We start from the raw sequence: 24,538 nt of genomic DNA on the forward strand, positions 1-24,538 counted from the left end.
GCGCGGTGGCGGGCGATACCCCCGCAGAGGTGGAAAGAAACCCCCTTCTTCGGCATACTTGCCGCGCCGGCGGCAGGCCTGCCGCGCGGATCGTCACCCCCAACCCACATCAAGGACAACCCATCATGCTGAAAAGAACCCTGCTGCTTGCCGGTCTTGCCGCGAGTCTTGCCCTTGCCGCGCCGGTCAGCGCGTCGGAATCGGCCCTCTCGCGGATCAAGCAGAGCGGCACGCTGAAGCTCGGCTACCGCGAAAACTCGGTCCCCTTCTCGTTCACCGGCGACGACAAACAGCCGCGTGGCTACAGCGTCGACCTCTGCCGCCTCGTCGCCGACGACATCGGCAAGCAGTTGAACCTGCCGAAGCTCGACGTTCGCTGGGTGCCGGTGACGGCCCACAGCCGCTTCACGGCGCTGAAGAACGGCGAGATCGACCTCGAATGCGGCAACACGACACAGACCATTTCGCGTCGGGCCGACTTCGATTTCAGCCTGATGACCTTCGTCGACGGTGCCGGCCTGCTTTTCCGCGAGGGCGAGGTGCCGACCACGGTCGAATCGCTGAAAGGCCAGCGGGTGGCGGTCGTCGCCGACACGACGACCGAGAAGACGCTCGACCAGATGATCAAGGCGGGCAAGCTCGGCATGCTGCTGATCCGGGTGCCGGACCACGACGCGGCGATCAGGGCGCTGACCGACAAGACTGCGACTGCCTACGCTGCCGATCGCACCGTCCTCGTCACGACGGCGCTGATTCGTGGCAAGGGGCAGCCGTTCGCGCTGGCCGAGATGCAGTTCAGCTACGAGCCCTACGGCCTGATGATGCGCCGCGATGACGATCTCCGGCTGGCGGTGGACCGGACGCTGGCCCGCCTCTATCGCTCGGGCGAGATCGGCCCGATCGTCAAGCGCTGGTTCGAGCCCTTCGGCAAGCCGGGCGATGCGTTGCAGGCCATGTTCCTGCTCAACGGCCTGCCCGAGTAAGGAAACGGCGGCCGGCGCCGAGCCCCGCGCTCGCGCCGGCAGCTTGGCCGCAGCGGTCGGAAAGCGGCTGCTCAATCGCTTGCCGCGCCGCTGATCGCGCCCGGGTAGAGCCGTTCGAGCACCGCGCGCGCGGTGTCGGCGAGCAGTCGGCACAGGCTTGCCGCGAGCATGTCCTCGCTGGTGCTCGTCGCCTTGCCGGCGGGCGGCCGCTGCTCCCAGAGAGCGGCCAGGGCCGGGCGGCGGGCGGCGACCAGTTCCTCGACCAGTTCGCGCCAGAACGGCGGGTATTCGCTTTCCGACCACTCGCCGCGGCCGCGGCCGAAGTGGGCAATCGCCAGATAGCGCAGCAAGGCCGAGACGACCAGGCGCTCGAGCAGTTCGTCGTCCCAGCCGAGCCGTGTCGCGCTGCGGCCGCGCAGCGCGTTGACGCCGCGCGCCACACCGGCACCGCCGGCGGCGCCGGCGAGCGCACCGAGCAGCGTGCCGGCGCCGAAGGTCAGGCCGCCGGCGGCGAGGTCGGCTGCCAGCCCGGAGAGGGCACCGGAGACGACGCCACCAACCGCAGCGGCCTTGCCGGTGTGCAGCGGTGCCTGCGTCCGCAGGTGCTCGCTGATGCGCGCACGGACTGCGTCGGCGGCGTGGCCGGCGAGGCCGTGGATGACGAGCAGGCGATCGGTGCTGGCACGCAGGCGGTCGTCGAGGCGGCTGGCCAGCGCGTGCGCGGCGCGCTGCCGCTCGACGTCTTCGTCGTCACCGGCGATCACCGAGCGCAGCGCCGTGCGCAGCTGGTCGCGCAGGCGCGGGGTGGCGAGCGTTTCGCTGTCGCAGGCGGCGCCGGCGATTGCCGTCGCCAGGGCCGCCATCGCCTGCGCGAACTGCCGCTCGCGCCGGCTCGTCCAGGCGGCGACCAGACGCTGGTAGGCGGCAGCCTTGTCGGCAGCGATCGCCGATGCGAGTGCCCGCAGGAGGACGATCTCCTGCACCCAGCAACGGGCGAAGGCGTCCAGCGCCAGCACTTGGCGGACGAAGGGTCGGTCCCCGAGCGCCGCGTGCCAGCGTTCGACGTCCGCCTGCTCCTCCGTGCGTGGCCGGGGCGGTCCGGTCTGGTTGAGCAGGACGACGACCGGCCGGCCGATCCACGCCAGCACGTCGAGCTCGGGCGCCAGGTAGCCGGCGTCGGCGGGGGACTCGGCGGCGTTCACCAGGTAGAGGACGACATCGGCCTCGTCGCGAACGTTGCGCACCGCCTGTTGCGAGAGGTAGAAGGGCTGGTCGCGAAAACGGTCCCAGACTTGCGACAGGAACCAGCCGATCGGATTCCCCTGCTGTGCCAGCCGTCGTGCCAGGCGCGCACTGTCGCCAAAACCGGGGGTATCCCAGAGCAGCAGTGCATCGCCCTCGGCGGTGTCGATCAGCGGGTAGGGGGTCGCCTCGGTGGTGACGTGTGCGGCGTCGCGCACCTCGCCGACGTCGCGCCCGAGCAAGGTGCGCGCCAGCGTCGTCTTGCCGGCATTGGTGTGCGAGATCAGCGACAGGGCGACGGCGCGGGCGTCGGCGCTCATCGGCTGTGCCCCCCGAGGCTGTCGGCGAGCGCGCTGGCCGCTTCGCCGAGGCTGGCGGCGCCGCTGCTGCCGGCGGTGGCGATCGTTGCCAGGTCGGCGAAGACGCAGCCGATCCGCAGCGTCGCGCACAGTTCGCGCCAGGCAGCGCGGCGTGCCTCGACTCGCACCGTCTCGCGGCCACGGGCGAGAAAGCTGCCCTCGTCGACCAGCGCGACGAGGCGTCCGTTGGCGCCGCTGTGCTGGCCGAGCGCCTGCAGGAAAGCGCCGTGCGCCTCGCGTTCCGGCGTCGCCGTGGCATTGAACAGGGCGACGAGGTCGCCGCTGCCGTTGCGCGTGCCGGCATCGAGCAGCGCATCCTCGTCACCGTAGCGCACCGGCGGGGCGATCGTCAGCAGGGTGTTGCCGCCGAGCGCGCGGGCGACGACCCGTTCGAGGCCGTTTGCCGCGGCGGGCGGCAGCGTGTAGCTGTAGGGTACGACACGCAGTCGCAGCGGCCCGCCGCGGTAGTCACGCAGGAGGCGATCGAAGTACGGTTCAGCGAAGTCGATCGGCAGGCCGGCCGAACGGCGGCGCTCGACGAGCCAGGCGAGCAGCGCCAGCACGAGGCGCGGGACGATGACGACAGCGACGACTGTTGCCCCCAGCAGGTGCAGCCAGCGCGCGGCGTTCTCGCTGGCGGGCGCGCGGATGGCTTCGATCTCGCCCGCCGTCGGCACGGGAATCCCGCTCAGCGCGGCGCCGGGCGCGAGCGCGATGGCGAGCAGCCGATGCACGTCGGCGGCAGCGAGAAAGGTGCTCTCCCAGTCCGCCTGGTAGGCGAGGGCGATGCCGCGCAGGTAGCAGCCGGCGAGCACGCCGGCCGCCAGCAGCGCCGCCGCCAGGTGCAGGGTGCGCGCGGCGCGGGCGCCGTGCAGTGCTGCCGAGAGGCGGCTCCAGTCGCCGCTCAGGCGGCCGACGGCAACCCCGAGTTCGGCTCCTGGATGCGGCTGCCGCAGCCCCGTCGCGATCCGGCCAATGGCTCTGCGCCACGGTTGCGGCAGCGAATCGCCGGGGCGGCGCAGGCACAGGCGCACCAACAGCAGCAGGTAGACGACGAGGTTCCAGGCGAGCAGTGCCAGCACCGGCGGCATCAGCACGTTGATTCGCTGGCCACCGCCGATGCGGTCGACCAGCAGGCCGCCGAGGAAGGCGAAGACGGCAATCGTGCCGGGCAGCCAGGGCCGCCAGCGCAGCGCGCGCACGGCGCGCAGGATGACCGGGAACCGCTCGCCGATGCGCCCGAGCGCCAGCCGCGCGCGCTCGGCGAGGAACTCCGCGTCCGCTGCTCCTTCGCCGACGGCCTCGGCGGCGGCCCGGCTGGCCCAGGCGCGGTCGGCATCGGACCACAGCGCATGCGAACCGTCGGCCGTCTCGAAAGCCCGCACCGCAACGATCTCGATCGCTTCCGATTCAGGGACGGAATACTTGATGGGCCGCATCTTGTCGGGTGGAGGAAGGCAGAGGGGGCTGCCGGGAAGGGAGCCTGGCCGCCGCAGCGTTGTCGAGGAATCCAGTATACGGTCAGTGAATCGCCGTCGTCACCGAATGGCCGGCCTCGGCGCGGCCGCGCGATCAATCGCGAGGCCGGGCAGTCGCGGCGATCCGTCTACCATCGTTCAATTCGACATTCTGTCACTGAACCATCGATTGCATTGACCGGTGCAGAGGCAATCCCCGACAATGGCCTGCATGGCCGTTCAGCCGGCTGTCCGGGCAGCGCCCGACTGCGGGGCGCGCCGGGAATTCTCCAGGTTGGGGCGGGGGCGCATGTACCATGGTGAAAAACTCAATGCTTGGACGCATCTGCTCGGGGCGGTGCTGGCGCTGGTCGGCGGGGTCGTCCTGATCGTGCTCGCGGCGCGGACCGGCGACCCGTGGAAGATCGTCAGCGTTTCGATCTACGGGGCGACCCTCGTCCTCCTCTACAGCTTCTCGACCCTGTACCACAGCTTTCGTGGCCGTGCCAAGGAGATCTTCCAGAAGCTCGACCACCAGAGCATCTATCTGCTGATCGCCGGCAGCTACACGCCTTTCTGCCTCGTCACCCTGCGCGGCCCCTGGGGCTGGTCGCTGCTCGCCGTCGTCTGGGGTCTGGCGGTCGTCGGCTCGGTGCAGGAATTCTGGCTGAAGAGCGAGGCGCGCGTGCTGTCGGTGGTGATCTATGTCGTCATGGGCTGGGCGGTGCTGGCGGCGCTGCTGCCCCTGCTGCGGGCGCTCGGCACCGCCGGCTTCGTCTGGCTGGCAGTCGGTGGCGTGGCCTACACGGTGGGAATCATTTTCTACGCGCTCGACTCGCGGTTGCCGCACGCGCACGGCATCTGGCACCTTTTCGTTCTCGCCGGCAGCGCTGCCCAGTACGTCGCCATCCTGCTCTACGTGCTCTGAGCTGTCGGCGCTCAGTGGCTGTGTTCGCCCGCCGGCGAAGCAGCGGCGGTGAGGTCGCGCACCTCGGCCTTGACCTCGATCGTCTCGACCTTGCGGTCCTTGCCTTCGACCTGCAGCGCCAGCGGTACCGATTCGCCCTTCTGCAACGGCTGCTTGAGCCGGATCAACATCACGTGGTAGCCGCTCGGGCCGAGCTGCACCGTCTTGCCGGCCGGCAGCTCGAGGCGCGGAACGGCGCGCATCCGCATCACCTGGCCGTCCATCTTCATTTCGTGGATCTCGGTCACGGCGGCGGCGGGGCTGCTGGCGCCGACCAGCGTCGCGCCGGACTTGCTGCTGATGTCCATGAACGCGCCGGTGGCCTGCTGGCCGGCGACGGTACCACGCACCCAGGCGTTGCGCACTTCGACATCGGCGGCCAGTGCCGCGGCCGAGCCAAGGCCGAAAAGCAGCAGCGACGCGGAAATCATTTGCCTCTTGTTCACGCCAGCCTCCGTTCTTTTTCAGGGAAATCGATTATAAACTGCTACTTGCGCATCGTTCTGCGGCAAGGTGTCGCAGCCGCGGGCAGCCGGTCACCGGGCCAGGCTGCGGGGACTGGCGATGGCTGCCATGCTCAGGGCTTGATCGACCACCGGCCCTGCGCGTCCTCGACCCACCACCCGGAGTGCCATTGCGCCTTCCAGCGCTGGATCTGCGCAGCGCGCACCGCCGGCTCCCAGCCCTGTCCACCATGCCCCTCGGCGAGCGCGTAGATCAGCGAGTTGCGGTCGGGGTTCTCGTTGTCGATCAGCTTCTCGGCGATCTGGCGTTGCGCCAGGTTGAGCCGGCTCGCATCGCGCAGCTTCACCATGCCGTCGGCACCGAGACCGATGATGCCGGCATCGTAGAAGCGGACGAGGCGCGAGGCGCGCTGCGCGAGGCTGTGTTTGACGATCACCACCGGTGGCGTCCCGAGATCGAGATTGACCTGGTCGGGGCTCGGCGCCGCGGCAGCCGGCAGGGCGAGAAAGGCGAGCAGCAGCAGAAGGCGTTTCATGTCGGGACTCCTGGGTGATCACTTGCCGGCAAGCAGCAGCCGCAGGTCGGCGGCGACATTCTCGGGTGCCTCGCCGTGACGGACGAGCAGCCGCAGGCGGCCCTGCGGGTCGAAAGCGTAACTGCCGGTCGAGTGATCGATGCTGTAGCTGTCAGGGGTACTGCCCGGTTGCCTCGCATGGAAGACCTTGAATTCCCGCGCCGCCGCCGCGGTTGTCGCCTCGTCGCCGCGCAGGCCGATGAAACCCGGGTTGAATGCGGTCACGTATTCGGCGAGCAACTGCTGCGTGTCACGCGCCGGGTCAAGCGTGACGAAGAGAACCTGCACGCGTTGGCCGTCGCTGCCGAGACGATCGACCACGTCGCGCATCGACAGCAGCGTCGTCGGGCAGACATCCGGACATTGCGTGTAGCCGAAGAAGACGATCACCGCCTTGCCCTTGAAGTCGGCCAGCCGGCGCGGTTGGCCGTGGTGGTCGGTGAGCGCCAGTTCCTTGCCCCAGTCGACGCCGGAGATGTCGGTCGACTTGAAGCCCGGCGGCCCCGAGCAGGCGGCGAGCAAGAGGTTGAGGAGCAGGAGCAGGCGGGCGAGGGTCGGCAATGTCTTCATCGTCTTCGGGTTGCGGCACGGCAGGTCGCGGCGGGAACGCCAGCGGGATCGTCGTGCGGGTTGCCATTGTCGTTCGCGAAAGGCTTCCGGGCAAGGTCTGGCGCGCAGGTTGTCCCGTTTTCGTCGCTCTTTTCGCCGTCAGGCCGCCCGCGCGGAGAGCACGCGCGCCGGCAGCCGGCTGCCCTGCAGCCCGTGCCGACCGGTTGCGCGCGGGCAAGCGGTCCCTTGCTGATCGGTTTGCTGCCGCAGCCGGATGATCTTCGCTATCCTTCGTTGCTGGCGATTGCTGCCCGCGAGAGCCTGCCGATGACTGTCCACGATGCCGGCACAGCCATCCCTGTTTTCACCCATCAGGAAGGACAGTCGCCATGCAGACCGGGTTCTCCGCCGCCGCCCCATCGGCGCGCTGCCGCCAGGCGGCTGGCGTGGGTCGCGCGGCGGCATGGCGGCGTCAGGCAGTGCACACGGCGTGTGTCGATGCCCGGCAGGGCTGTGGCGAGGTGACGGCGGGCCGATGAGCCAACATGTCTGTATCGTCGGTGCTGGCATCGTCGGGCTGTTTTCCGCCTGGCGACTTCTGCGCGAGGGTTATCGCGTGACGCTGCTCGAGAGCCGCGACGGCCCCGGCCTGGCGACGAGTTTCGCCAACGGCGCACAGTTGTCGTACAGCTACGTCGCGCCGCTGGCCGAACCGGCAGCCCTCGGCCGCTTTCCAGGCTACCTGCTCGACGCCAGCGCACCGCTCTGCTTCCGGCCGTCGCTGTCGCCCCGCTTCTGGCACTGGTGCTGCCGCTTCGCGGCCCACTGCACGACGGCGCGCGCGCGGCAGACGACGCGCCAATTGCTGGCGCTGGGCTTCCTGTCGCGCCGCTGCCTGCACGCACTGCTGCACGAGTCGCCCGCAGCGGCGCTGCACTATCGGCAGAACGGCAAGCTCGTCGTGTATCGCGATGCCGACGCCTATCACGCCGCACAGAGGCAACTCAGCCTGCAGGCGCAGTTCGGCTGCGAGCAGTTCGCCCTTGACGCCGCCGAATGTGCTGCCGTCGAGCCGGCGCTGGCAGGACTGGAGGAGCGGCTCGCCGGCGGCATCCACACACCATCCGAGGACGTCATCGACAGCCACGCGCTGTGCGTGCACCTCGCGGCGCTGATCGGCAGTGGCGGCGGCGAAATCCGTTACGGAGCCCCGGTACGCGGGCGGCGGTTGGCGGGGAGACGCATCGCGGCATTGCTGGTGCCCGATGCGGAGATCGTTGCCGACCACTTCGTTCTCACCGGTGGTCTCGAGAGCCGCGATCTGCTCGCCGGCATGGGGCTGCGGGTCCCGCTGCTCGGCCTCAAGGGCTACTCGCTGACGCTCGACTGCGCTCGCGGCGTGGCGCCCGCGCTGTCGATCACCGACAGCCGGAACAAGATCGTCTTCGCCCGCCTCGGCGACCGCCTGCGCGTCGCCGGGATGGTCGACATGGGCAACGAGCGCACCGACATTCCGGCGCGCCGGCTGGCGACGCTCATTCGCCAGGCGCGCGAGGTCTTTCCGCAGGCGGGCGACTACGAGCAGGCGACGCCGTGGGCAGGCCTGCGGCCGGCGACCCCTTCCGGGCGGCCGCTGATCGACCGCATTGGCCATGACAACCTGTATGTGAACATCGGCCACGGTGCCCTCGGCCTGACGCTGGCCGCAGGCAGCGCCGACCTGCTGGCAGATTGCCTCAGCGGCCGCCAATGCTGCATCGATCCGGCCCCGTTCCTCCTCGCCAGCGCCTGAGCCTGCAGTGGACGGTTGCGCGTGCGACTCGCACGTCTCGCATGCGCGGCAGGAGGGCCGAGGATCGGGGCGACGTGCATGCGCTCGCCGAGCCGGAGAGTGCCGGCAGTTCATGACTGCACGCTGGAGTGGCGGCGCGGCACCTGGCTCGTGTCGCGGATTTGCATCGTTGACGACGAAAGACCGCCGTCAGCGGCCCGCCGCCATTGACAAGCCACTGCTCGGCGATGCGACAATAATCCAACGCTACAGTAAGTTAGGCGGTGCAGTTAAATCTGATTGTAACTATTTTCTCCGGCGAGTTTGCGCCCGCTGTCAGGATCGTCGATTGACGAGACGTCGTCAATCGGCAGCTGCCAGTGCGTGCTCCGGGCTGCCGCTGCAACGGCCACTCGCGTTGTTGGGAGTAGAGCATGGACATGCCCGATGACCCGGCCAACTGGTCTCTTCCCGGTCCTGCAGACAGCTTTGCGGACGCGCAATCGCCGGAGACGGAGTTCCTGCAGACGCAACTGGCCGTGATCGAGGCCTATCTGCAGCGCTTTCCCGGCGAGCAGCGCGATCTCCGCGCCCTGGCATGGATCGAGGCGCATGCCGGCGACTACCGCCAGCAGTGGCAGGCCCAGGCGGCGAGCAGGCGAGGGCGCGGGCCATCGGCGCGAGCTTGCTGACCCTGCAGCCGACGCGAGTTCGCCCGTGTCCCGCGTGGGCGTTCGCCGAGGCACTCGGCCGGCAACGAAATATCGTCCTCGGAGTTGGTGGCGGGCAGGCGTTTCCTGCCAGGTTGCCCGCGCGCTGGATTGCATGGAGCGCTGCGGCTCGGCGCAGTTCGGAATTGCCCAGCCTGGTACCGAAGTTGCGCCGCTGATTCCTGGGCGACCACGGCAGCGTGCGAGTCGTGCTCGACGAGGGTGTCCCGCAGGTGTGTCGGTGAGGTCAGCATGAATCCCTCGCATGGGCGCAAGCAGCAATGATGTCCTGCAGAACGACCCGTCTGGGTGGTGGCAGGCGGGACAGGCTCCAGCGCAGCGCTTCCTGCGCGGTGATGAACCTGCCGCTGCGCGGCGCCTGCATGACCAGGTCGACCGCATCCTGCAGGCGCGCCAGACTCCGCTCGGGGAGTGCGAATTGATCGGGCTGTTCCTGCAGGCGGGCGTGCACATCGCAGACCACCCGCAAGCTGTCCGCGTGGTAGGCATCCACCAGGAGTCCTTCGCGGCGACACCATGATTGCGCGATCTCCCAGTAGTCATCGCCGTGCAGCGGCTCGCGAGCGTCGCCGGCCGGCGTGCTGCGCAGCACGCCGGAGCTTGACGGCGGCGTGCCGATGAGGGCAGCGAGAACCGGATCGAGCGACGGATAGATCGATGCAGCGGTCACCGGAAAGTCCGCATCGGGATCCTCGAAGCGCAGCCCCGTCTGCTGCCTGAACCATACCGTGTCTGCTACGTACTGGTCGAAGAGTACCGGATGCCGTCCGCCAGGACGGTCGCGATCGGTCGGGCACAGCAGGCGTTGCAGGCAGAACGCCTACTCGAGGACGGCGGGCGACGGCGGCTGCAAGCCAAACTCGTGGAATTCGCGCTCGATCGCCGACTTGCTGCGGTGACCGTGGACGATGCGCCGGAAGAACTGGCGAGCCACGGGTTCCGCTGCATCGGCCATCGACCACGTACGTTCCAGCGCGACGTAGCGCCGATGGACCTCCTTCCAGCCGCCGTCGTCGGGTGCTCCATTCATGGCAGTTCTAGGTGGTGGCAGGGCACGCGCCCCGCGCGCCTGCCAGCGTCGCCAGCTGCCGGGGTCAGAGGTGCAGCCGCCACTGGCCGCGGCAGCTCGCTGCACCGGTCGCGTTCAGCCGCTAGCGGCTGAACGCTGGCGCGCTCCCGCGCTCGGTCAGGAGCCGGTGTCCACCCCCACACCTTGATCAGGTGACATCGAAGCGGTCCAGGTTCATGACCTTGTTCCAGGCCGCGACGAAATCGCGCACGAACCGGTCCTGGGCGTCGTCCTGCGCGTAGACTTCGGCCAGCGCCCGCAGTTGGGAGTTGGAGCCGAAAACCAGGTCCACGCGGGTGCCGGTCCACCGCTGCGCGCCTGTCCTGCGGTCGCATCCTGCGAACGTGTCCGCGGCAGCGGACATGGGCTTCCACACCGTGCCCATGTCGAGCAGGTTCACGAAGAAGTCGTTGCTCAGGCTGCCGCAGCGTGTCGTGAAGACGCCATGCGACGAACCGCCGACGTTGGCACCCAGCACGCGCAGGCCGCCGACGAGCACCGTCATTTCGGGGGCGCTGAGGGTCAGCAGCTGCGCCCTGTCCAGCAGCAGTTCCTCGGCAGGAACGGACGAGGCCTTCTTCTGGTAATTGCGGAAACCGTCGGCCTCGGGCTCGAGCACGGCGAACGATTCCACATCGGTCTGTTCCTGCGAGGCGTCGCTGCGGCCCGGGATGAAGGGCACGTCGACAGCGTGTCCGGCAGCGGCGGCCGCCGCTTCGACGGCGGCGCAGCCGGCGAGGACGATCAGGTCCGCCAGCGAGACGCGCCGGCCGTTCGTCCGGGTGCCGTTGAAGTCCTGCCGGATGGCTTCGAGGATGCCCAGCACCCTGGCCAGTTGCGCCGGCTGATTGGCTTCCCAGTCCTTCTGCGGCGCCAGGCGAATCCGCGCGCCGTTGGCACCGCCGCGCATGTCCGAGCCGCGGAAGGTGGAGGCCGAGGCCCAGGCGGTCGACACCAGTTCGGCTACCGACAGGCCCGAGGCCAGCACCCTGGCCTTGATCGCGGCGATGTCGCCGGAGTCAATCAGTGGGTGATCGACGGCGGGCAGCGGATCCTGCCAGATGAGGTCTTCGGCCGGCACCTCGGGGCCCAGGTAGCGCGCCTTGGGACCCATGTCGCGGTGGGTCAGCTTGAACCAGGCGCGGGCGAACGCATCGGCGAAAGCCTGTGGATCCTCGCGGAAGCGGCGGGCGATCGGTTCATAGATGGGATCGAAACGCAATGACAGGTCGGCGGTGGTCATCATCGGCCGGTGGTTCTTCGTCGGATCGTGGGCGTCGGGAATCATGTGTTCTTCCCTGACATCCCGCGCCAGCCACTGCCAGGCGCCGGCCGGGCTCTTCACCAGCTCCCACTCGTAGCCGAAGAGCATCTCGAAGTAGCCGTTGTCCCATCTCGTCGGGTTGGGCTTCCATGCGCCTTCGATGCCACTCGTGGTCGTGTCCGCTCCCTTGCCGGTGCCGAAACGGTTGATCCAGCCGAGGCCCTGCTCCTCGATGGGCGCTGCCTCCGGTTCCGGCCCGACCAGCGCCGGGTCGCCAGCGCCGTGCGCTTTGCCGAAGGTGTGGCCGCCGGCGACGAGGGCAACGGTCTCCTCGTCGTTCATCGCCATGCGGGCGAAGGTCTCGCGCACGTCGCGGCCCGAGGCTACGGGGTCCGGGTTGCCGTCGGGTCCTTCCGGGTTCACATAGATCAGGCCCATCTGCACCGCGGCCAGCGGCTTTTCCAGATCGCGTTCGCCCTCGTAGCGGGCATTGCCCAGCCACGTTTCTTCCCGGCCCCAGTAGATGTCTTCCTCGGGCTGCCAGATGTCGGGACGGCCAGCAGCGAAACCGAAGGTCCTGAAGCCCATCGACTCCAGCGCGCAGTTGCCGGCGAGAATCATCAGGTCGGCCCAGGAGATCCGGTTGCCGTACTTCTGCTTGATCGGCCAGAGCAGGCGGCGTGCCTTGTCCAGGTTGCCGTTGTCGGGCCAGCTGTTGACCGGTGCAAAACGCTGGTTGCCGGTGCCGGCGCCGCCACGTCCGTCTGCGGTGCGGTAGGTGCCGGCGCTGTGCCACGCCATGCGGATGAAGAGGCCGCCGTAATGGCCCCAGTCGGCCGGCCACCAGTCCTGTGAGTCGGTCATCAGCGCGTACAGATCCTGCTTCAGCGCCGCGAAATCGAGCTTTCGGAACTCCTCGGCGTAGTTGAAATCGGCACCGAGCGGGTTCGAGGCCGGGGCGTGCTGGTGCAGGATGCCGAGGTTGAGCTGCCCGGGCCACCACTGTCGATTCGATGTGCCTCTGCCCGCGGTTGCTGCAGCGGATCTTCCTGTCATCGGGCACTTGCCGTTCTCACTCATCTTCGTTCTCCTTTGCGGGGTGCGCGTTGCCGCGCCAGGGGTGAAGGTCCGGCGCGCGACGCCTGCGGCGCGCTCCTCGCAGCGCCGCCTTGGGCGTCAGCTCGCCGGGTCTTCGTTCTCATCGATCCGCTGCTGCGGCAGCGCCGAGTCGAGGCAGGCCCCGATCTCGACGATCGCTTCTGCTCGTCGCCACGCCGCTGCCTGTCGTCTGCCGCGGGCGACACCATCGGCAGAAAGCAAACGGCCCGATCACGCTGTTGCTCGCTCGCCACGCTCAGCGCCGATCGAAGGCCATCCAGCGATACTGTCGCGCCTGGCGAACACCGCGGACGATCTCCTGGAAGTCACCTGCGAAGGTCAGGCCGTCGGTACGGCGGCCCGTCCATTCCTGCGCGTAGTTCGCATCGGCGGAGCGGCGCGTCAGGTGCAGTCGCTGCGCAGCGTGGTCCCAGCGTCCGTCGACCGCGTCACCGTACATCTCGCCGGCAACGCTGCCGTCGCCGTCAAGGCGGTGCAGGCGCAGTTCCGTCTGCCAGCCGTTGCCGTCGACCAGCAGGCGTGGTGCGGCACGCCAGTCATACGAGGCCTGCCCGGTCACGTCGCCGTGAATTTCCTGGAAGGACCCCGACAGGCGCCCCGTCAGGTTGCGTGTCTCGGGGTCGAGCTCGAGAACGCCCGTATAGAGCTGCTCGTAGCCTGGGCCGAGAAAACGGGTGAAGCGAATGGCGCGCGTAGCGGGATTCCACTCGCCTTCCATCCGCTGGCCATAGATCGTGCCGTTGAAGCGGTTGCCGAACACCCGCTCGATCCGCAGCAGACCCAACCAGCCATTGGCGACGATGATGTCGTTCGCCCCTTCCGCCAGCGGGTTGGGAAACGGAAAGTCGATCCAGGGCGGAATCTGATCCGCCGGCGGCGGCTGCCGCTGTTGATAGCGGTGGCAAAAGAAGCTGTAGATCCGGCCGTCGCCGCCGGGAGGCACGGTGTAGGAGAAGACCGGCGGTGTCACGCTGGTGTCGAAATCCAGCGTGATGTCGTCGCGGTCGGGGTGGTTCGGGTCGTAGATCCGCAAACGCACGCGGCGTCCGTTCCGCTCGAAGCCGTAGACCAGCACCTGGTGATTGTTGCCCACCTTGAAGGGATCGTCGGTATTCACCTGCACGAGGCCGATCGGCGACGGCGCGCCGTTCCGGATATCGCTTTCGATGCTCGGCAGCGCGGTGAAATACGCCGTTCGTGCCCGTTCGCCGGCGCTGCATCCCGGGCTCATCAGCCGCAGGTACTCGGTCCAGCCGAGGCCGTCGAAACTGTCGTACAGCCGACCGACGAGGTACTCATACAGCACACCCGAGACGGGCCCCGCCTTGTGCGCCGGAAGCGGCATGCCGGCGTGGAAATGGTCGCGCACCGCGTACACCATGCCACCGCACAGTCCGTTCGCGGCGTCGCCGATCGCCATGTCGACGCTGCCGACGCGAACGCTGACGTGCGCCGTATTGGCCGGGAAGCTGTTGGCAAAGCGAAAGCCGTGCGTGCTCGGCAGGAAGCCGGGCACATCGACGACCTCGTGGGTCGTCAGTCGCAACTCGGAGCCACCGAGGTACTCGAGCATGTCGCTCGAGCGATAGAGTTCACCGACGATTCCCGGCGGCCCGGCGGGCACGAGAATGCGGCTGGGTGGAATCACCGAGAGCGGCGGCCGATCACGAATCTCGAGCTGAAAGCGGGAAGCGCTGTAGCCGATGCCGGCCTGACCGCCAGCGGCGATCGTCCCTTCATAGGCCGGGGCGATGCCGAACGCGCGCGTCCGGTCATCGGGCGTGAAGATCCGCCAGTGGATCGACATCGAACTGCGATTGATCAGGGGCATGTGGTGTCTCCGTGATGGTTGTTGTCATCCGGCACCGTCGTCGAGAGCGCCAACTCGCAGACCGTCTACTGCGGAACCGTACGGTTGGTGGCGGTCTGGGGCGCGAGGGCAGGGCGGGCTCCGCCTGCCCGATTCGCTGGCATGCGGGTGGATCCGGAGCTTGCGTTCAAGACGGAAATCTCTCGAACCCAGGAAGCTCATGAACGTGCTGCATCCAGTCGAGCCGTTCGGCGGTCTGAACCTGCACGGTTGGCGGCAGCGCTTCGGGATCGTCCAGTGTTGCCGACTGTACGTCGACGATTCCAGGAAGAACCGCCGCATTCCGGTAGAACAACCCGGTCCCGCAGTCGGCGCAGAAGCTGCGCATCGCCGTGCCGGATGAGTTGATCGTTTTCGGCTGTCCTTGCGTCATGGTCAGGGCGTTCTCGGGAAACATTGCCCAAGCCACCACCGGCGCGCCCGCGCTTCGCCGGCAGTCGCGACAATGACACAAGGCGACGACCCTGGGCGTACCCGAAAGCTGATAGCGAATGGCGCCACACAGGCACCGTCCGGAAAGGGTCATGGAAGAATCTCCTCTGAATCGGCACCCTGGTCACGCAGCATCGGCCAAGGTGCAAAGGTCAACGAACCCGGATCGACTGCGAATGGAACGTACGCCGTGAGGCCAGGAGAATGGAGTTGGGCTGCGGCGACAGACGCACCTCGTTGGATACCAGCGCCGCGAGGTGGCGTTGGGCACATTGTAAGCCTCACGGGCCTTGCGTCAATCGGCAGCGAGGAAGCCGATGCGTTGCCCTGCGCGGTTGCGGGTCCTTCCATCGGGCAGACGATCGGCGATCCCGTACAGGCAGAATCACTGGCCGAAACTGAAGCTGTTCCTGCGTGTGCCGGGTGCCCCGCTCGATGCCGGCGCTTGCGGATGGGCCCGGAAGAAGGCGTCATTGCGTCGCAAGAACGCGTTGTTGCATTGGACCTTGGCCGGGCCGCTGCCGGCTGCAGGGTGCCGTGCCGAAGCCGGCCGCGCTCGCGGTGCGGCGCGCCCGGGTCGTCCGGGCCGGCCGCCCAATGGCCAGGCGAGCGGCGATTGGCGAGCGGCGATGCTCGCCGGCCGCACTGCGGTCGCAGCGCTCAACTGCCCATGCCGTGGAAACTCCTGGCGTCCTTCCTGCGCAGGGCGTGGACCCGCGCCAGGCCAGCGCGCGCGGTCTCGCGGTAACCAGCCTTGAGGTCGCGGCCCGTCTCCCACATCGTCCGGACCACCTCGTCGAAAGAGACGATGTGGTGGCCGTCCGAGAGCAGGGCGTAGGTCGCGCAATCGACAGCGCGGACGGCGGCGATGGCATTGCGTTCGATGCAGGGAATCTGCACATAGCCGCCGATCGGGTCGCAGGTCAGCCCGAGATGATGTTCCAGTCCCATCTCCGCCGCATACTCGATCTGCCGTACCGAACCCCCCAGGAGTTGCGCGGCGGCGCCGGCGGCCATCGCGCAGGCCGTTCCGACTTCGCCCTGGCAGCCGACTTCGGCCCCCGAGATCGACGCGTTGCGCTTGACGATGTTGCCGATCATCCCGGCCGTCGCCAGCGCGCGGTGAATCTTCCCGTCCGGCAGCCGCGCATTCCGTTGCAGGAAGAAGAGGACCGCGGGCAACACGCCGCAGGCACCGCAGGTCGGCGCCGTCACCACCTCGCCGCCGGCGGCATTCTCTTCCGACACCGCCAGTGCGTAGGCGAACTGCAGAGCGGTCTGGCCGAAGTAGCCCGCGAGGCTCTGCGCGCGGGCGTGATAGGCCGAAGCCTTGCGCGGTACGTGCAGTGTCCCGGGCAAACGCCCTTCGGCGTTGAGGCCGGTCGCCATCGTCCGCTGCATGCTCTCCCAGACGCTGGCCAGGTGGGACCAGATCGCCGGCCCTTCGTGGCGGTCGACGATCTCCCAGATGCACAGGCCTTCGCGTTCGGTTTCGTCAAGAACCGCGTCCATGCCGGCATGCGGATAGATCTCGCCGCTGCCGTCGGGCTGCCCGTCCTCGTCGAGCAGGGCGCCGCCGCCAACGGAGTACACGACGCGCGCCGCCAGCACGCCGCCGCCGGCGTCGAGTGCCTCGAACTGCATCCCGTTGGGGTGACGCGGCAACGACAGGGCGGGCAGCCAGACGATGTCGACCGGCGTCGGCGAGAACGGCGCGCTGACCGCCAGATCGGTCAGGTGGCCCCGGCCGGTGGCGGCAAGCGTGCCGTAGAGCGTGACGCGCACGCGTGCCGCCGTCGGGTTGGCGGCCTTGAACGCCGTGGCGGCAAAGCGCGGCCCCATGGTGTGGCTGCTCGAGGGGCCGAGGCCGATGCGAAAGAGCTCGTGCAGGGATTTCATCGGCTTGCTCCGCTTCTCCCGAGTCCTGCGAAATCGTCAATGGCTCCCGACCAGCAAAGTGCTGCCTGCCGCTGGCCGTGCTCGCCGCCGTGCCCTGCGTCCGCCTGGAGTTCGTCGATCCCCCGGTTCATGGCGACTGTCGCCGTGGGTCGCAGTCGGGGTACGCCTGCCTCCACCGCCAGTCCCCACCAGTGTGTCCCTGCGCACGGCTGGAAGTTCAAGCGGTGCGAGGAATCCGGCTGGGCGGCTCGCCCTGGCACTACGGATTGCCCACCGTTGCGTCGGCGCCATGGTCAGCACCATGCCTCACTTTTGGTCCGGTCCGAGAAACCGTCTGATGCAGAAGATGGCTCACGGCGCCAATGATGCGAGATAGGCCGCCAGCGCGACCATGTCCTCGGCGGTCAACTGCGCGACCGTGGGCCGCATCAGAGCGCTCAGGCTACCCGCCCGCGTGCCTGCCTTGAAGTCATGGAGTTGCCGCACCACGTAGCTCGGCGATCGGCCGGCAATCGAGGGTATTGGTCCGACGCCTTTGAGCTCGGGACCGTGACAGGTGGCACACGCGACGGTCTTGCCGTTACCACCGGTCCTCGCCAGCGCCTCGCCTCGTGCAATGCTTCCAGCCGGGGCGTACGCGATGAATGGCGAATGTGCATCACGAAGTTCGAATCGCTCCGGATCTACCGGTACCTCGACGATGCGCTGACCGATCGGCTCTTTCTCGCCAGAGGTCAACGCGACATAGTGGTTTCGATTCAGACGGGTCATCGGCACAACATCAGTTTCAATGACCGTGATGAGTGCTTTGGGCTTCAACCGGGAAAAATAGTCGGCTGCCACTTGCATCTCTTCTTCCGTGAGCGCTTTCGCGTTTGCCAGCATCAGCAGAACCGGACCCCTGGCTGGACCGGACGCCTTCCTGGCGCCGCTCTTGAAGTCCGCAAGCTGCTGCAGGATATAGGCGGCCGGCAGTCCAGCGAGGCTCGCGTTTTCAGGCCCACCGGTCCCCTCTGTACGGTGACACGACCCGCAAGCACGGACAGCGGGCTTTCGACCGCGCGCCACGATTTCCGGCATTGGAGGGTGATCATCCGGATGCCAGTCGGGTGCGAAATACAGATCCCGCGCCTGCGCCATCGAGAAAGTTGCCGAGCTGCCTGGCACCCGCCGCGGCTCATCATCTCCGGGAGGCAGCTCGACATTCGGATCCCAAGGATAGGCCCATGCGGGAAACGCCGTGTCCGCGGCGGTGGGGGTGCCCGAGACGCCACCGCGCCCTTCTGCGGAGGTCGGAAGGTTGGTCAGGGCGAGCGTGAAGAACATTGCAGATACAGAGATTGCCTTGCCAATCCTCATCTGGGCACCCCTTGCGCAGGTTGTTTCGTCGAATCGCATTCTTGCACGCGACACAGTCTCAATGCGTCAAGGCACTCAGGTCACCACACCCGATGACGCGCAACGTTTGAGCTCAGGCCGCGGCCCGTCAGGGCCGTCGCGCCTGCAGCGAATGGTTAGCGAAGTAATCGGGCCGCGGCCGCAAATCGTCCCGAAGTAAGTCATTGCGAGGTGTATACAAATCAATCACTTGAGATGACTTACTTGAGAGGGCACACTCACACCAACCTAATTCATTGCAAAGCGACGCGGCACTGTGTGTGTTTCAAGCGAAGTGAGCCAAGCATACGTAACTTCTTGTTCAGGCAAGGCCCCGACCTCCGAGAGGCATCCTGCCGCCTGTTGAATAAGATCAGCAAGTACCGCAAGGTAAGCGGCGATAGTTTGTGGCAATACAAGAACAGACATTGAATGGCTATCGTGAACCATCATGTCGCCTTGTCCAAGCGAATAACTATCAGCCAATGCCCTGTAGGTTCGATGCGTAAACTTGGACAGTTCATCATAGAAAGCCCTGCGCCGCTTGGCTGCTTCAGGGCCCTCAGTCTCCTCCAGATACTTTCTCGACTCGCGATGTGGTATGGATTCATTTCTATACCACTGCTCAAGGGCCTTGGCGCTTCTTGGAGTATTGGAGTTTAAGACGCGAAGTAGATCGATTGTTTCTACCGAGTCTCGGAACAGCCTGGCCGCAGCGCGATGCCTCTTCTCGCCAAGTAATTTTGCGCATTCTAAGAGTGAGTCAACTAGATCTAGAGCAAGCATCCAAGTCGCCTTCGCGAGCGATACATCGTTTTTGTGAAACTCCATCGTATGGCGATCTAAACGAATATTGAGGTCGCCTAGCAACGCCGTCGCCTCTCTCAGGAATTGCTCCTGAGCCTCATATTCGTACGGATTGTCATAGGCCTCTTGCGGATGCCTTCCCCATACGATGCTTGCCACACTTCCTCCCGTGTGCCCTAAACGAATAGCGTTTATCTGCCGCGCCGAAAGCGTCCGGCCTTGCCGCTGGCGCATCCGCGGCAGATAAACCTCGTTGGACTGAAGCGCCTCGACGGCGGTACTTATGGGGATTGTAAGCGTCCCGTGCCGCCGGTCAAGTCACGGGCAAGACCCAGACGGCTGGGCCCGAGGCAGACGGCCGGCGTACCGCCGCTCGCGAGCAGGTGACTGGAGCGAACCAGCCACTCCCACCGACGGCGAGCAGCGCGGAAATGGAGCCTTCGACGAGCCGGTGACGCGCCACCCCCTGGCAGTCGGCACCGCCATCGCCCACAGCAAGTCCCTTGCCACGCCTTGGTGCTTCTCATGGCGGGCCGTGAACCGAGACGCCCAGCGGCGTCGGCTGGCGCAGCGGCAGAATCGCCGCCGTCGGCACGAACCGACCCGCGCCGCAGTGCGGACAGCGCGCCCACGCGGCGCGTCCGACGCGCTGCAGGAACTCCTCCACCGTCGCCGTGACCAGCGGATCGGGTGCCGGCACCGACAAGGCCTGCCGCGCCAGCGCCAGCTTCGTCGCCTTCGCCGCCGGCGCCAGCAGGCCGTAGTGCCGAATCCGCTTGAGACCGCCCGGCAACACGTGCAGCAGGAAGCGCTCGATGAACTCCGCGGGCGGCAACCGGAGCACGCGTTTCCCCGGCGTTGCGCGCACCCGGAAGCGCACTGCGGTCTCGTCCATGCCGACGAGACGCTCGTTCGAGATCGCCACGCGATGCGTGTAGCGAGCGAGGTACTCGAGCACCTGCTCCGGCCCACCGAGCGGCTGTTTCGCGTAGACCACCCAGTCGTGCCGCAGCAACTGCTGGCGCAGGGCGCGCCAGACCTTCTCGTCGGCGAGCGCTTCGGCCAACGGCTGGCCGGCGCCTCGGGCCTCGCCCAGCGCCGCGATGAACTGGCCGCGGAAGACCCGCGACAGCGCCTTGACCGGAAACAGGAAGCCGCGCTTCGGCGACTTCCATTCCCCGGCGGGGGTCAGCGCCCCGCCGGCGACCAGGGCGTGCACATGCACGTGCCGCCCGAGGTCCTGCTTCCAGGTATGCAGCACCAGCGAGAACGCCAGCTTGCCGCCCAGCCAGCGCGGATTGGCGCCGAACTCGCCGAGGGTGGCCGATGCCGCGCCGAAGAGGATCTCGTAGATCACCCGCGAGCGCTGACCGATCAGCGCGTGCAGCGCATGCGGCAGGGTGAACACCAGATGGAAGTACGGCACCGGCAACAGCTCCTGGCGCCGTTTCGCCAGCCACTCCTCCCTGGCGCGGGTCTGGTACTGCGGGCAGTGGCGGTTGCGGCACGAGTGATGGACGTGTCGCGTCGCCCCGCAGCAGTCGCAGGTCTCGACGTGGCCGCCGAGAACGGCCGTGCGACACGCGACGATCGCCCGCCAGACCTTCGCCCTGGCCGACGACAGGACGTGGCTGGCGAGATAGGCCGGCCCGTACCGGCGGAAGACCTCGGCCAGCGTCACCGGCGCCGACTCAAGTGGGCGGGTCGAGCAGTTCCAGGGGCGAGGTGTTGCCGGTCAGCTTCGCGCGCGCCAGATGCAGATAGCGCGCGGTCGTCGACAGATGATCATGGCCGAGGAGGCGGCCGATGCTGTAGAGATCGACGCCGCCTTCGAGCAGGTGCGTGGCGAAGGCGTGGCGCAGACCGTGGATGCCGCCTTCAGGGGCGATGCCGGCGGCGTTGCGCGCCGCGTAGTAGATCCGCTACGCGGTCTGGATCTCCATCGGGCCGCTGCCGGTGCGGTTGCTGAACAGCCACCGCTGCGGCCGGGTGTCGCGCCAGTAGATCCGCAGGGCTGCGAGCAGACGCGGCGACGGCAGCGTGTAGCGATCCTTGCCGCCCTTGCCGTGGCGGACCTTGAGGCACATGCGATCGGCGGCGCTCTCGATGTCCCCGACCTGCAGGCGGCACACTTCGGACACCCGCAGGCCGGCGGCGTAGGGGGTCATCAGCAGCGTTCGCCCGCGCAGGGTCCGCGCGGCGTCGATCAGGCGCGCGACCTCCTCGCGCGAGAGGATCTGCGGCAGCCGTTTGGGCACCTTCGCCATCGGGATGTCGAACCCAGCTTCCGGACGACCGAGCACCCGCCGATAAAGGAAGCGCAGCGCACACGAGACTTGGTTGACACTGGCGTAGGCAAGCTTGCGGTCGCGAATCAGGTGCAGCAGGTAGGCCTGCACCTCCTCGACCTGCAACTCGGCCGGCGATCGGTGGTAGAACATCGCCAGATCGGCCACCGCGCCGATATGGGCTTCCTGCGTCCGTGGCGCCATTCCCCGCAGGCACATCGCGTTGCTCATCCGTTCACGCAGCTCACTCATGACCATCTCCTCGATTGCTGCGGGGACGTCCCCCGCAGCGAGGAGGATCGAGGATTAACGAGTGAGTTGGGAAAGGGGCGTCGAGCCCTCGACCGCGAGAACGAAAGCTGGAAGCGAAAGAGGGAGGAGACCGACGCGCCGGGGGCCTACTCCAGCGCGCAGCGCTTTAGTTCAACGTTTGAGCTCAGGCCGCGGCCCGTCAGGGCCGTCGCGCCTGCAGCGAATTGTTATGCGGCAGCGCACACGAATACTGAGTTTCGCCTCAACCACAACCTCTATTTATCAAGATAAGTTGGATCCCCGCCAAGCCGTTCAATCTCAGCTACCCCAGGAGTGCCCAGCCAGGTCAAGAATTCGGCCGGTGTCAGCGTGCCGCTGTGCACCCGCAAGAGACCCTCCGTGAACACACCATGCTCGACCAGCGTTATTCCGTCCGAAGCTGCAGCTTTCTTCTTGGATGTCTCGTCGAACGCCGGCTTCCCCAAAGTAACTCGTCGCATATCAGCATCAAAATCAGCTGCCTTTTGTATAACAGCCCATGCTTCTTCCTTTTTGATAAGCGCAGGAGACTTTGTGCACGTCTTACACTCCAGCAGGATTCTTTGTGTTCCCAACTCGATAAGTAGGTCGGGTACGTTTTGTCGCGTACCGTCATCAAGCACAGTTACAGCCCATGCAGCCTCAACTTGCATAAGTGCGGCAATTGCTGCTTCATAGGCCGTACCAAGGCTATCGTTGCATTCCTTCACTTTCCGCTCGATACCCAACTCCTGCCCAGTTCTGTGGTGCGCCGCAGCAAGCCTGCTTGGCCCCAAACCAACAGTACTGCATACAGCATCAATAAGGGCTTGTGCTCGCGGTTCGCTCCTCAGCAATTGCGTGAGCTTATCTTTTGCGGTTCCCAATACATCGTGAAGTGTCGCAATCCCCTGCGCGATAAGGCCCATAACACGTTGCCGGCCAAAGCCAGGTACTCCGTGCCGCTCTGCGACCCGCAAGACGTCCAGAGCTTCCGTAGGGGCCCCCCACCTAACCCTGCGAGCCAACATTGCAATTTGATTGCTGACTGCTTGGGGGCAGCCAAGCTCAGGAGTAGTTGAAAGCTTATGCATGCCATCAAGGACCCAAGCCACATCCAAAGCGAGCCGGTGAATCATCCCGCCCGGCACGTGGGTGATGTGCGCTATCTTGCGATCCGCTAATCCCTCGGCGTAGAGCGCGACTGCGTGAGCACAGTGCGCCAGTTTCAGATTATTACGATCCAACTCTACGGGTAAGCGCTTCGTTCCCCAAAATGTTACGGACTCGTAAGTCATGGGTGCCGGATAGGGAAAAAACCGCGATGGCCGTTCCGCTGTGAATTCGTCACTTGCACATGCCGCATATATCAATCCGGGAATCCACTCGTCGAAATTCGTTGCGAGGCTTGGCCCGACTAGTCGCAGCATTGCAGCAAGTTTGACTGCCGTGGCTGGGAGCAGACCGGACATTGCGGCAGCATTCCCCAAAGGGGTTATGAACAAGGTGCCGGCCTGATCACGGACTAGCCCGTTGGAATGTAGCCACTCGACCACAGCACGGCTTTCAGTAGCAAGTGCTGTCAGTTTTTGCGGATTCCGGTTCAGGGTTTGATACCAGTAAAGCGTGTTCTCGAAGAACGCCATAACCTCAGTAAAACTGCTAGCCAGCCCAGACGCAATCAGCATCAGAATGGATTTTCGCAGGCTGAGATTCACCAACTGCGATTCAAGTCGATCGTTGTCGGGGCGCACCAGCATATTTGCATGTGCGAGTTCGACACTGTTTTGAGGAAGCAATACAGCGAATCCGTCAGGGTGCATGCCAAGTCTGCCTGCCCGCCCAGACATATTGCGGTAGTCAGACCTAACAATGTGGGTTCCCGCTCGATCTCCCCACCGATAGGTAAGCTTCGAGAATACAATTGTCCGAAATGGGAAATTGACCCCGGCCGCGAGCGTCGATGTGGCGAAACAAACCTCAAACTTACCATCCGTAAAGCCACTCTCGATAACTTGGCGCTCCTGCGGAGAAAGATCCGCCGTGTGGAACGCAACACGACGCTCCGCATTCTCACGAAGTTGATCTGATGACTCTGTTGGTTCCGAGAAGAAATCCAGTTGTTGGGCCATGGCCATGCCGATTCCTACGCGAGGCCGACTCTGGCCGAATTCAGTAGCAAAAGTCGACGCTTCGCGACGGCTTTCGGTAAATACCAGAACAGGGCCACGACCAAGCCTAAGTACATGATTGACCACTGCCCCAACGTCATTCGTTGCGACCGTCTCACCGCGTAGTTCTTGGCCATCTTCATCACCAAACCTAGTCTGGTGCACGCGGCCGCCGTACCAGATTTCCTGATATAGAGGCACATCTCGACGTGTGCTCCGAACAAGATCACACCCCATCCATCCCGCAATGTCTTCGGGATTGTCGACCGTCGCAGTAAGCGCTACGAATTGCTTAACTCCACGCTGCCGCAAGGCTGAACAAAGCGATTCAATATCTGGGCCACGCCCAGACTCTGCAAGAATCTGCAACTCATCCGCAACAACCAGCGCATTGTTAGGCTTCAACTGCCCGCTCAAGAACAAGCCCAGAGCCTTTTCATAGGTAGCAACCATTAACAGCGAATCAATGTCTCCCTCTGTACGATCTCCTGTATTTAGACCAACTGAAGCTATTGGTTCTGCGGAACCCTCACCGAAGCGCGCAACAAAATCGAGGTATTTCTGATCTGCGAGCGCTTTGTGGGAAACTAGGTAAATTGCCCTGACACCAGATCTCAGTGCACACAAAACGGCAACTTCACCCACCAACGTCTTACCTGACGATGTGGGCGCACTGACAACTAAGCTGCGCCCAGCAGCAACGCCAGCGGAAAATGACCGCTGCTGAATTTCAGTCAAGGATTCTATCCCCCAACTCTTCAGCCGGTGGCGCAACCACCCATCTACGCCGAATTCATCCAGGTCGGATATTTTCACTGTTTTCTCTCTAAGAGACCCGCAGCAGAATGCCGCGCTTTATCTGCATGGATTTTAT

19 protein-coding genes and 1 pseudogene are annotated in these 24,538 nt (G+C 66.0%); 4 read left to right on the forward strand and 16 right to left on the reverse strand.

All coding sequences use genetic code 11. From position 1 onward, the window contains the following. Positions 1-125: 125 nt before the first annotated feature. Positions 126-983, forward strand: a complete 858-nt coding sequence (locus HT579_10890; GenBank protein ID QKS29367.1) for an amino acid ABC transporter substrate-binding protein — start codon at positions 126-128, stop codon at positions 981-983. 71 nt (positions 984-1,054) lie between these two features. Here the strand turns inward: HT579_10890 and HT579_10895 are convergent, their stop codons facing one another. Both HT579_10895 and HT579_10900 read right to left on the reverse strand, forming a co-directional pair. Continuing rightward, entirely contained in the window at positions 1,055-2,545 is a 1,491-nt protein-coding gene (locus tag HT579_10895) for a GTPase domain-containing protein (protein QKS29368.1), read from the reverse strand. Next, entirely contained in the window at positions 2,542-4,023 is a 1,482-nt protein-coding gene (locus HT579_10900; protein ID QKS29369.1) for a DUF2868 domain-containing protein, read from the reverse strand. Before HT579_10900 ends, HT579_10895 begins: the two co-directional genes overlap by 4 nt. Positions 4,024-4,351: 328 nt before the next feature. Here HT579_10900 and HT579_10905 point away from each other — a divergent pair, with 328 nt between their 5' ends. Beyond that, the gene (locus tag HT579_10905) at positions 4,352-4,969 is read left to right on the forward strand and encodes a hemolysin III family protein (protein ID QKS29370.1); all 618 of its coding nucleotides are present in this window, start codon (positions 4,352-4,354) and stop codon (positions 4,967-4,969) included. An 11-nt stretch (positions 4,970-4,980) separates the two neighbouring features. On the opposite strand, the gene HT579_10910 is transcribed toward HT579_10905, so the two are convergent. The 3 genes from HT579_10910 to HT579_10920 form a co-directional block, all read right to left on the reverse strand. Continuing rightward, the gene (locus HT579_10910) at positions 4,981-5,439 is read right to left on the reverse strand and encodes a copper chaperone PCu(A)C (GenBank protein ID QKS31609.1); all 459 of its coding nucleotides are present in this window, start codon (positions 5,437-5,439) and stop codon (positions 4,981-4,983) included. Between the two features lie 146 nt (positions 5,440-5,585). Next, positions 5,586-6,008, reverse strand: a complete 423-nt coding sequence (locus tag HT579_10915; protein ID QKS29371.1) for a DUF1318 domain-containing protein — start codon at positions 6,006-6,008, stop codon at positions 5,586-5,588. A gap of 18 nt (positions 6,009-6,026) precedes the next feature. Next, the gene (locus HT579_10920; GenBank protein QKS29372.1) at positions 6,027-6,617 is read right to left on the reverse strand and encodes an SCO family protein; all 591 of its coding nucleotides are present in this window, start codon (positions 6,615-6,617) and stop codon (positions 6,027-6,029) included. A 514-nt stretch (positions 6,618-7,131) separates the two neighbouring features. Between HT579_10920 and HT579_10925 the strand changes: the two genes are divergently transcribed. Next, complete coding sequence (locus HT579_10925) at positions 7,132-8,388, forward strand: D-amino acid dehydrogenase (protein QKS29373.1); 1,257 nt, start codon at positions 7,132-7,134, stop codon at positions 8,386-8,388. Positions 8,389-8,801: 413 nt separating this feature from the next. After that, entirely contained in the window at positions 8,802-9,059 is a 258-nt protein-coding gene (locus tag HT579_10930; protein QKS29374.1) for a hypothetical protein, read from the forward strand. Between the two features lie 265 nt (positions 9,060-9,324). Here HT579_10930 and HT579_10935 read toward each other — a convergent pair whose 3' ends face one another. The 11 genes and pseudogenes from HT579_10935 to HT579_10985 all read right to left on the reverse strand — a co-directional run bounded on the left by HT579_10935 (position 9,325) and on the right by HT579_10985 (position 24,480). Beyond that, the gene (locus HT579_10935; protein ID QKS29375.1) at positions 9,325-9,768 is read right to left on the reverse strand and encodes a hypothetical protein; all 444 of its coding nucleotides are present in this window, start codon (positions 9,766-9,768) and stop codon (positions 9,325-9,327) included. A gap of 150 nt (positions 9,769-9,918) precedes the next feature. Then, entirely contained in the window at positions 9,919-10,128 is a 210-nt protein-coding gene (locus HT579_10940; protein QKS29376.1) for a hypothetical protein, read from the reverse strand. Positions 10,129-10,315: 187 nt separating this feature from the next. Further along, positions 10,316-12,511 carry a catalase/peroxidase HPI gene (gene katG / locus HT579_10945; GenBank protein ID QKS29377.1) on the reverse strand — a complete coding sequence of 732 codons (2,196 nt, stop codon included), beginning with the start codon at positions 12,509-12,511 and terminating at the stop codon, positions 10,316-10,318. A gap of 274 nt (positions 12,512-12,785) precedes the next feature. Then, positions 12,786-14,381: a hypothetical protein gene (locus HT579_10950; GenBank protein ID QKS29378.1), complete on the reverse strand. Its 1,596-nt coding sequence runs from the start codon at positions 14,379-14,381 to the stop codon at positions 12,786-12,788. 166 nt (positions 14,382-14,547) lie between these two features. Then, positions 14,548-14,946: a GFA family protein gene (locus HT579_10955; protein QKS29379.1), complete on the reverse strand. Its 399-nt coding sequence runs from the start codon at positions 14,944-14,946 to the stop codon at positions 14,548-14,550. A gap of 566 nt (positions 14,947-15,512) precedes the next feature. Beyond that, positions 15,513-16,751, reverse strand: coding sequence for an L-serine ammonia-lyase (locus HT579_10960; GenBank protein QKS29380.1), 1,239 nt, complete (start codon positions 16,749-16,751; stop codon positions 15,513-15,515). 351 nt (positions 16,752-17,102) lie between these two features. Further along, complete coding sequence (locus tag HT579_10965) at positions 17,103-18,077, reverse strand: c-type cytochrome (protein ID QKS31610.1); 975 nt, start codon at positions 18,075-18,077, stop codon at positions 17,103-17,105. A 300-nt stretch (positions 18,078-18,377) separates the two neighbouring features. Then, entirely contained in the window at positions 18,378-19,094 is a 717-nt protein-coding gene (locus HT579_10970) for a hypothetical protein (protein ID QKS29381.1), read from the reverse strand. A gap of 364 nt (positions 19,095-19,458) precedes the next feature. Beyond that, positions 19,459-20,616 (reverse strand): IS91 family transposase, encoded by a 1,158-nt coding sequence (locus HT579_10975; protein QKS29382.1) that lies wholly within the window; start codon positions 20,614-20,616, stop codon positions 19,459-19,461. 10 nt (positions 20,617-20,626) lie between these two features. Further along, positions 20,627-21,475, reverse strand: a pseudogene (locus HT579_10980) (site-specific integrase). A gap of 275 nt (positions 21,476-21,750) precedes the next feature. Then, positions 21,751-24,480 (reverse strand): DEAD/DEAH box helicase, encoded by a 2,730-nt coding sequence (locus HT579_10985; protein QKS29383.1) that lies wholly within the window; start codon positions 24,478-24,480, stop codon positions 21,751-21,753. Positions 24,481-24,538: the final 58 nt, after the last annotated feature.

It is taken from the genome of Candidatus Accumulibacter similis, assembly GCA_013347225.1.
GTDB classification, from domain to species: domain Bacteria; phylum Pseudomonadota; class Gammaproteobacteria; order Burkholderiales; family Rhodocyclaceae; genus Accumulibacter; species Accumulibacter similis.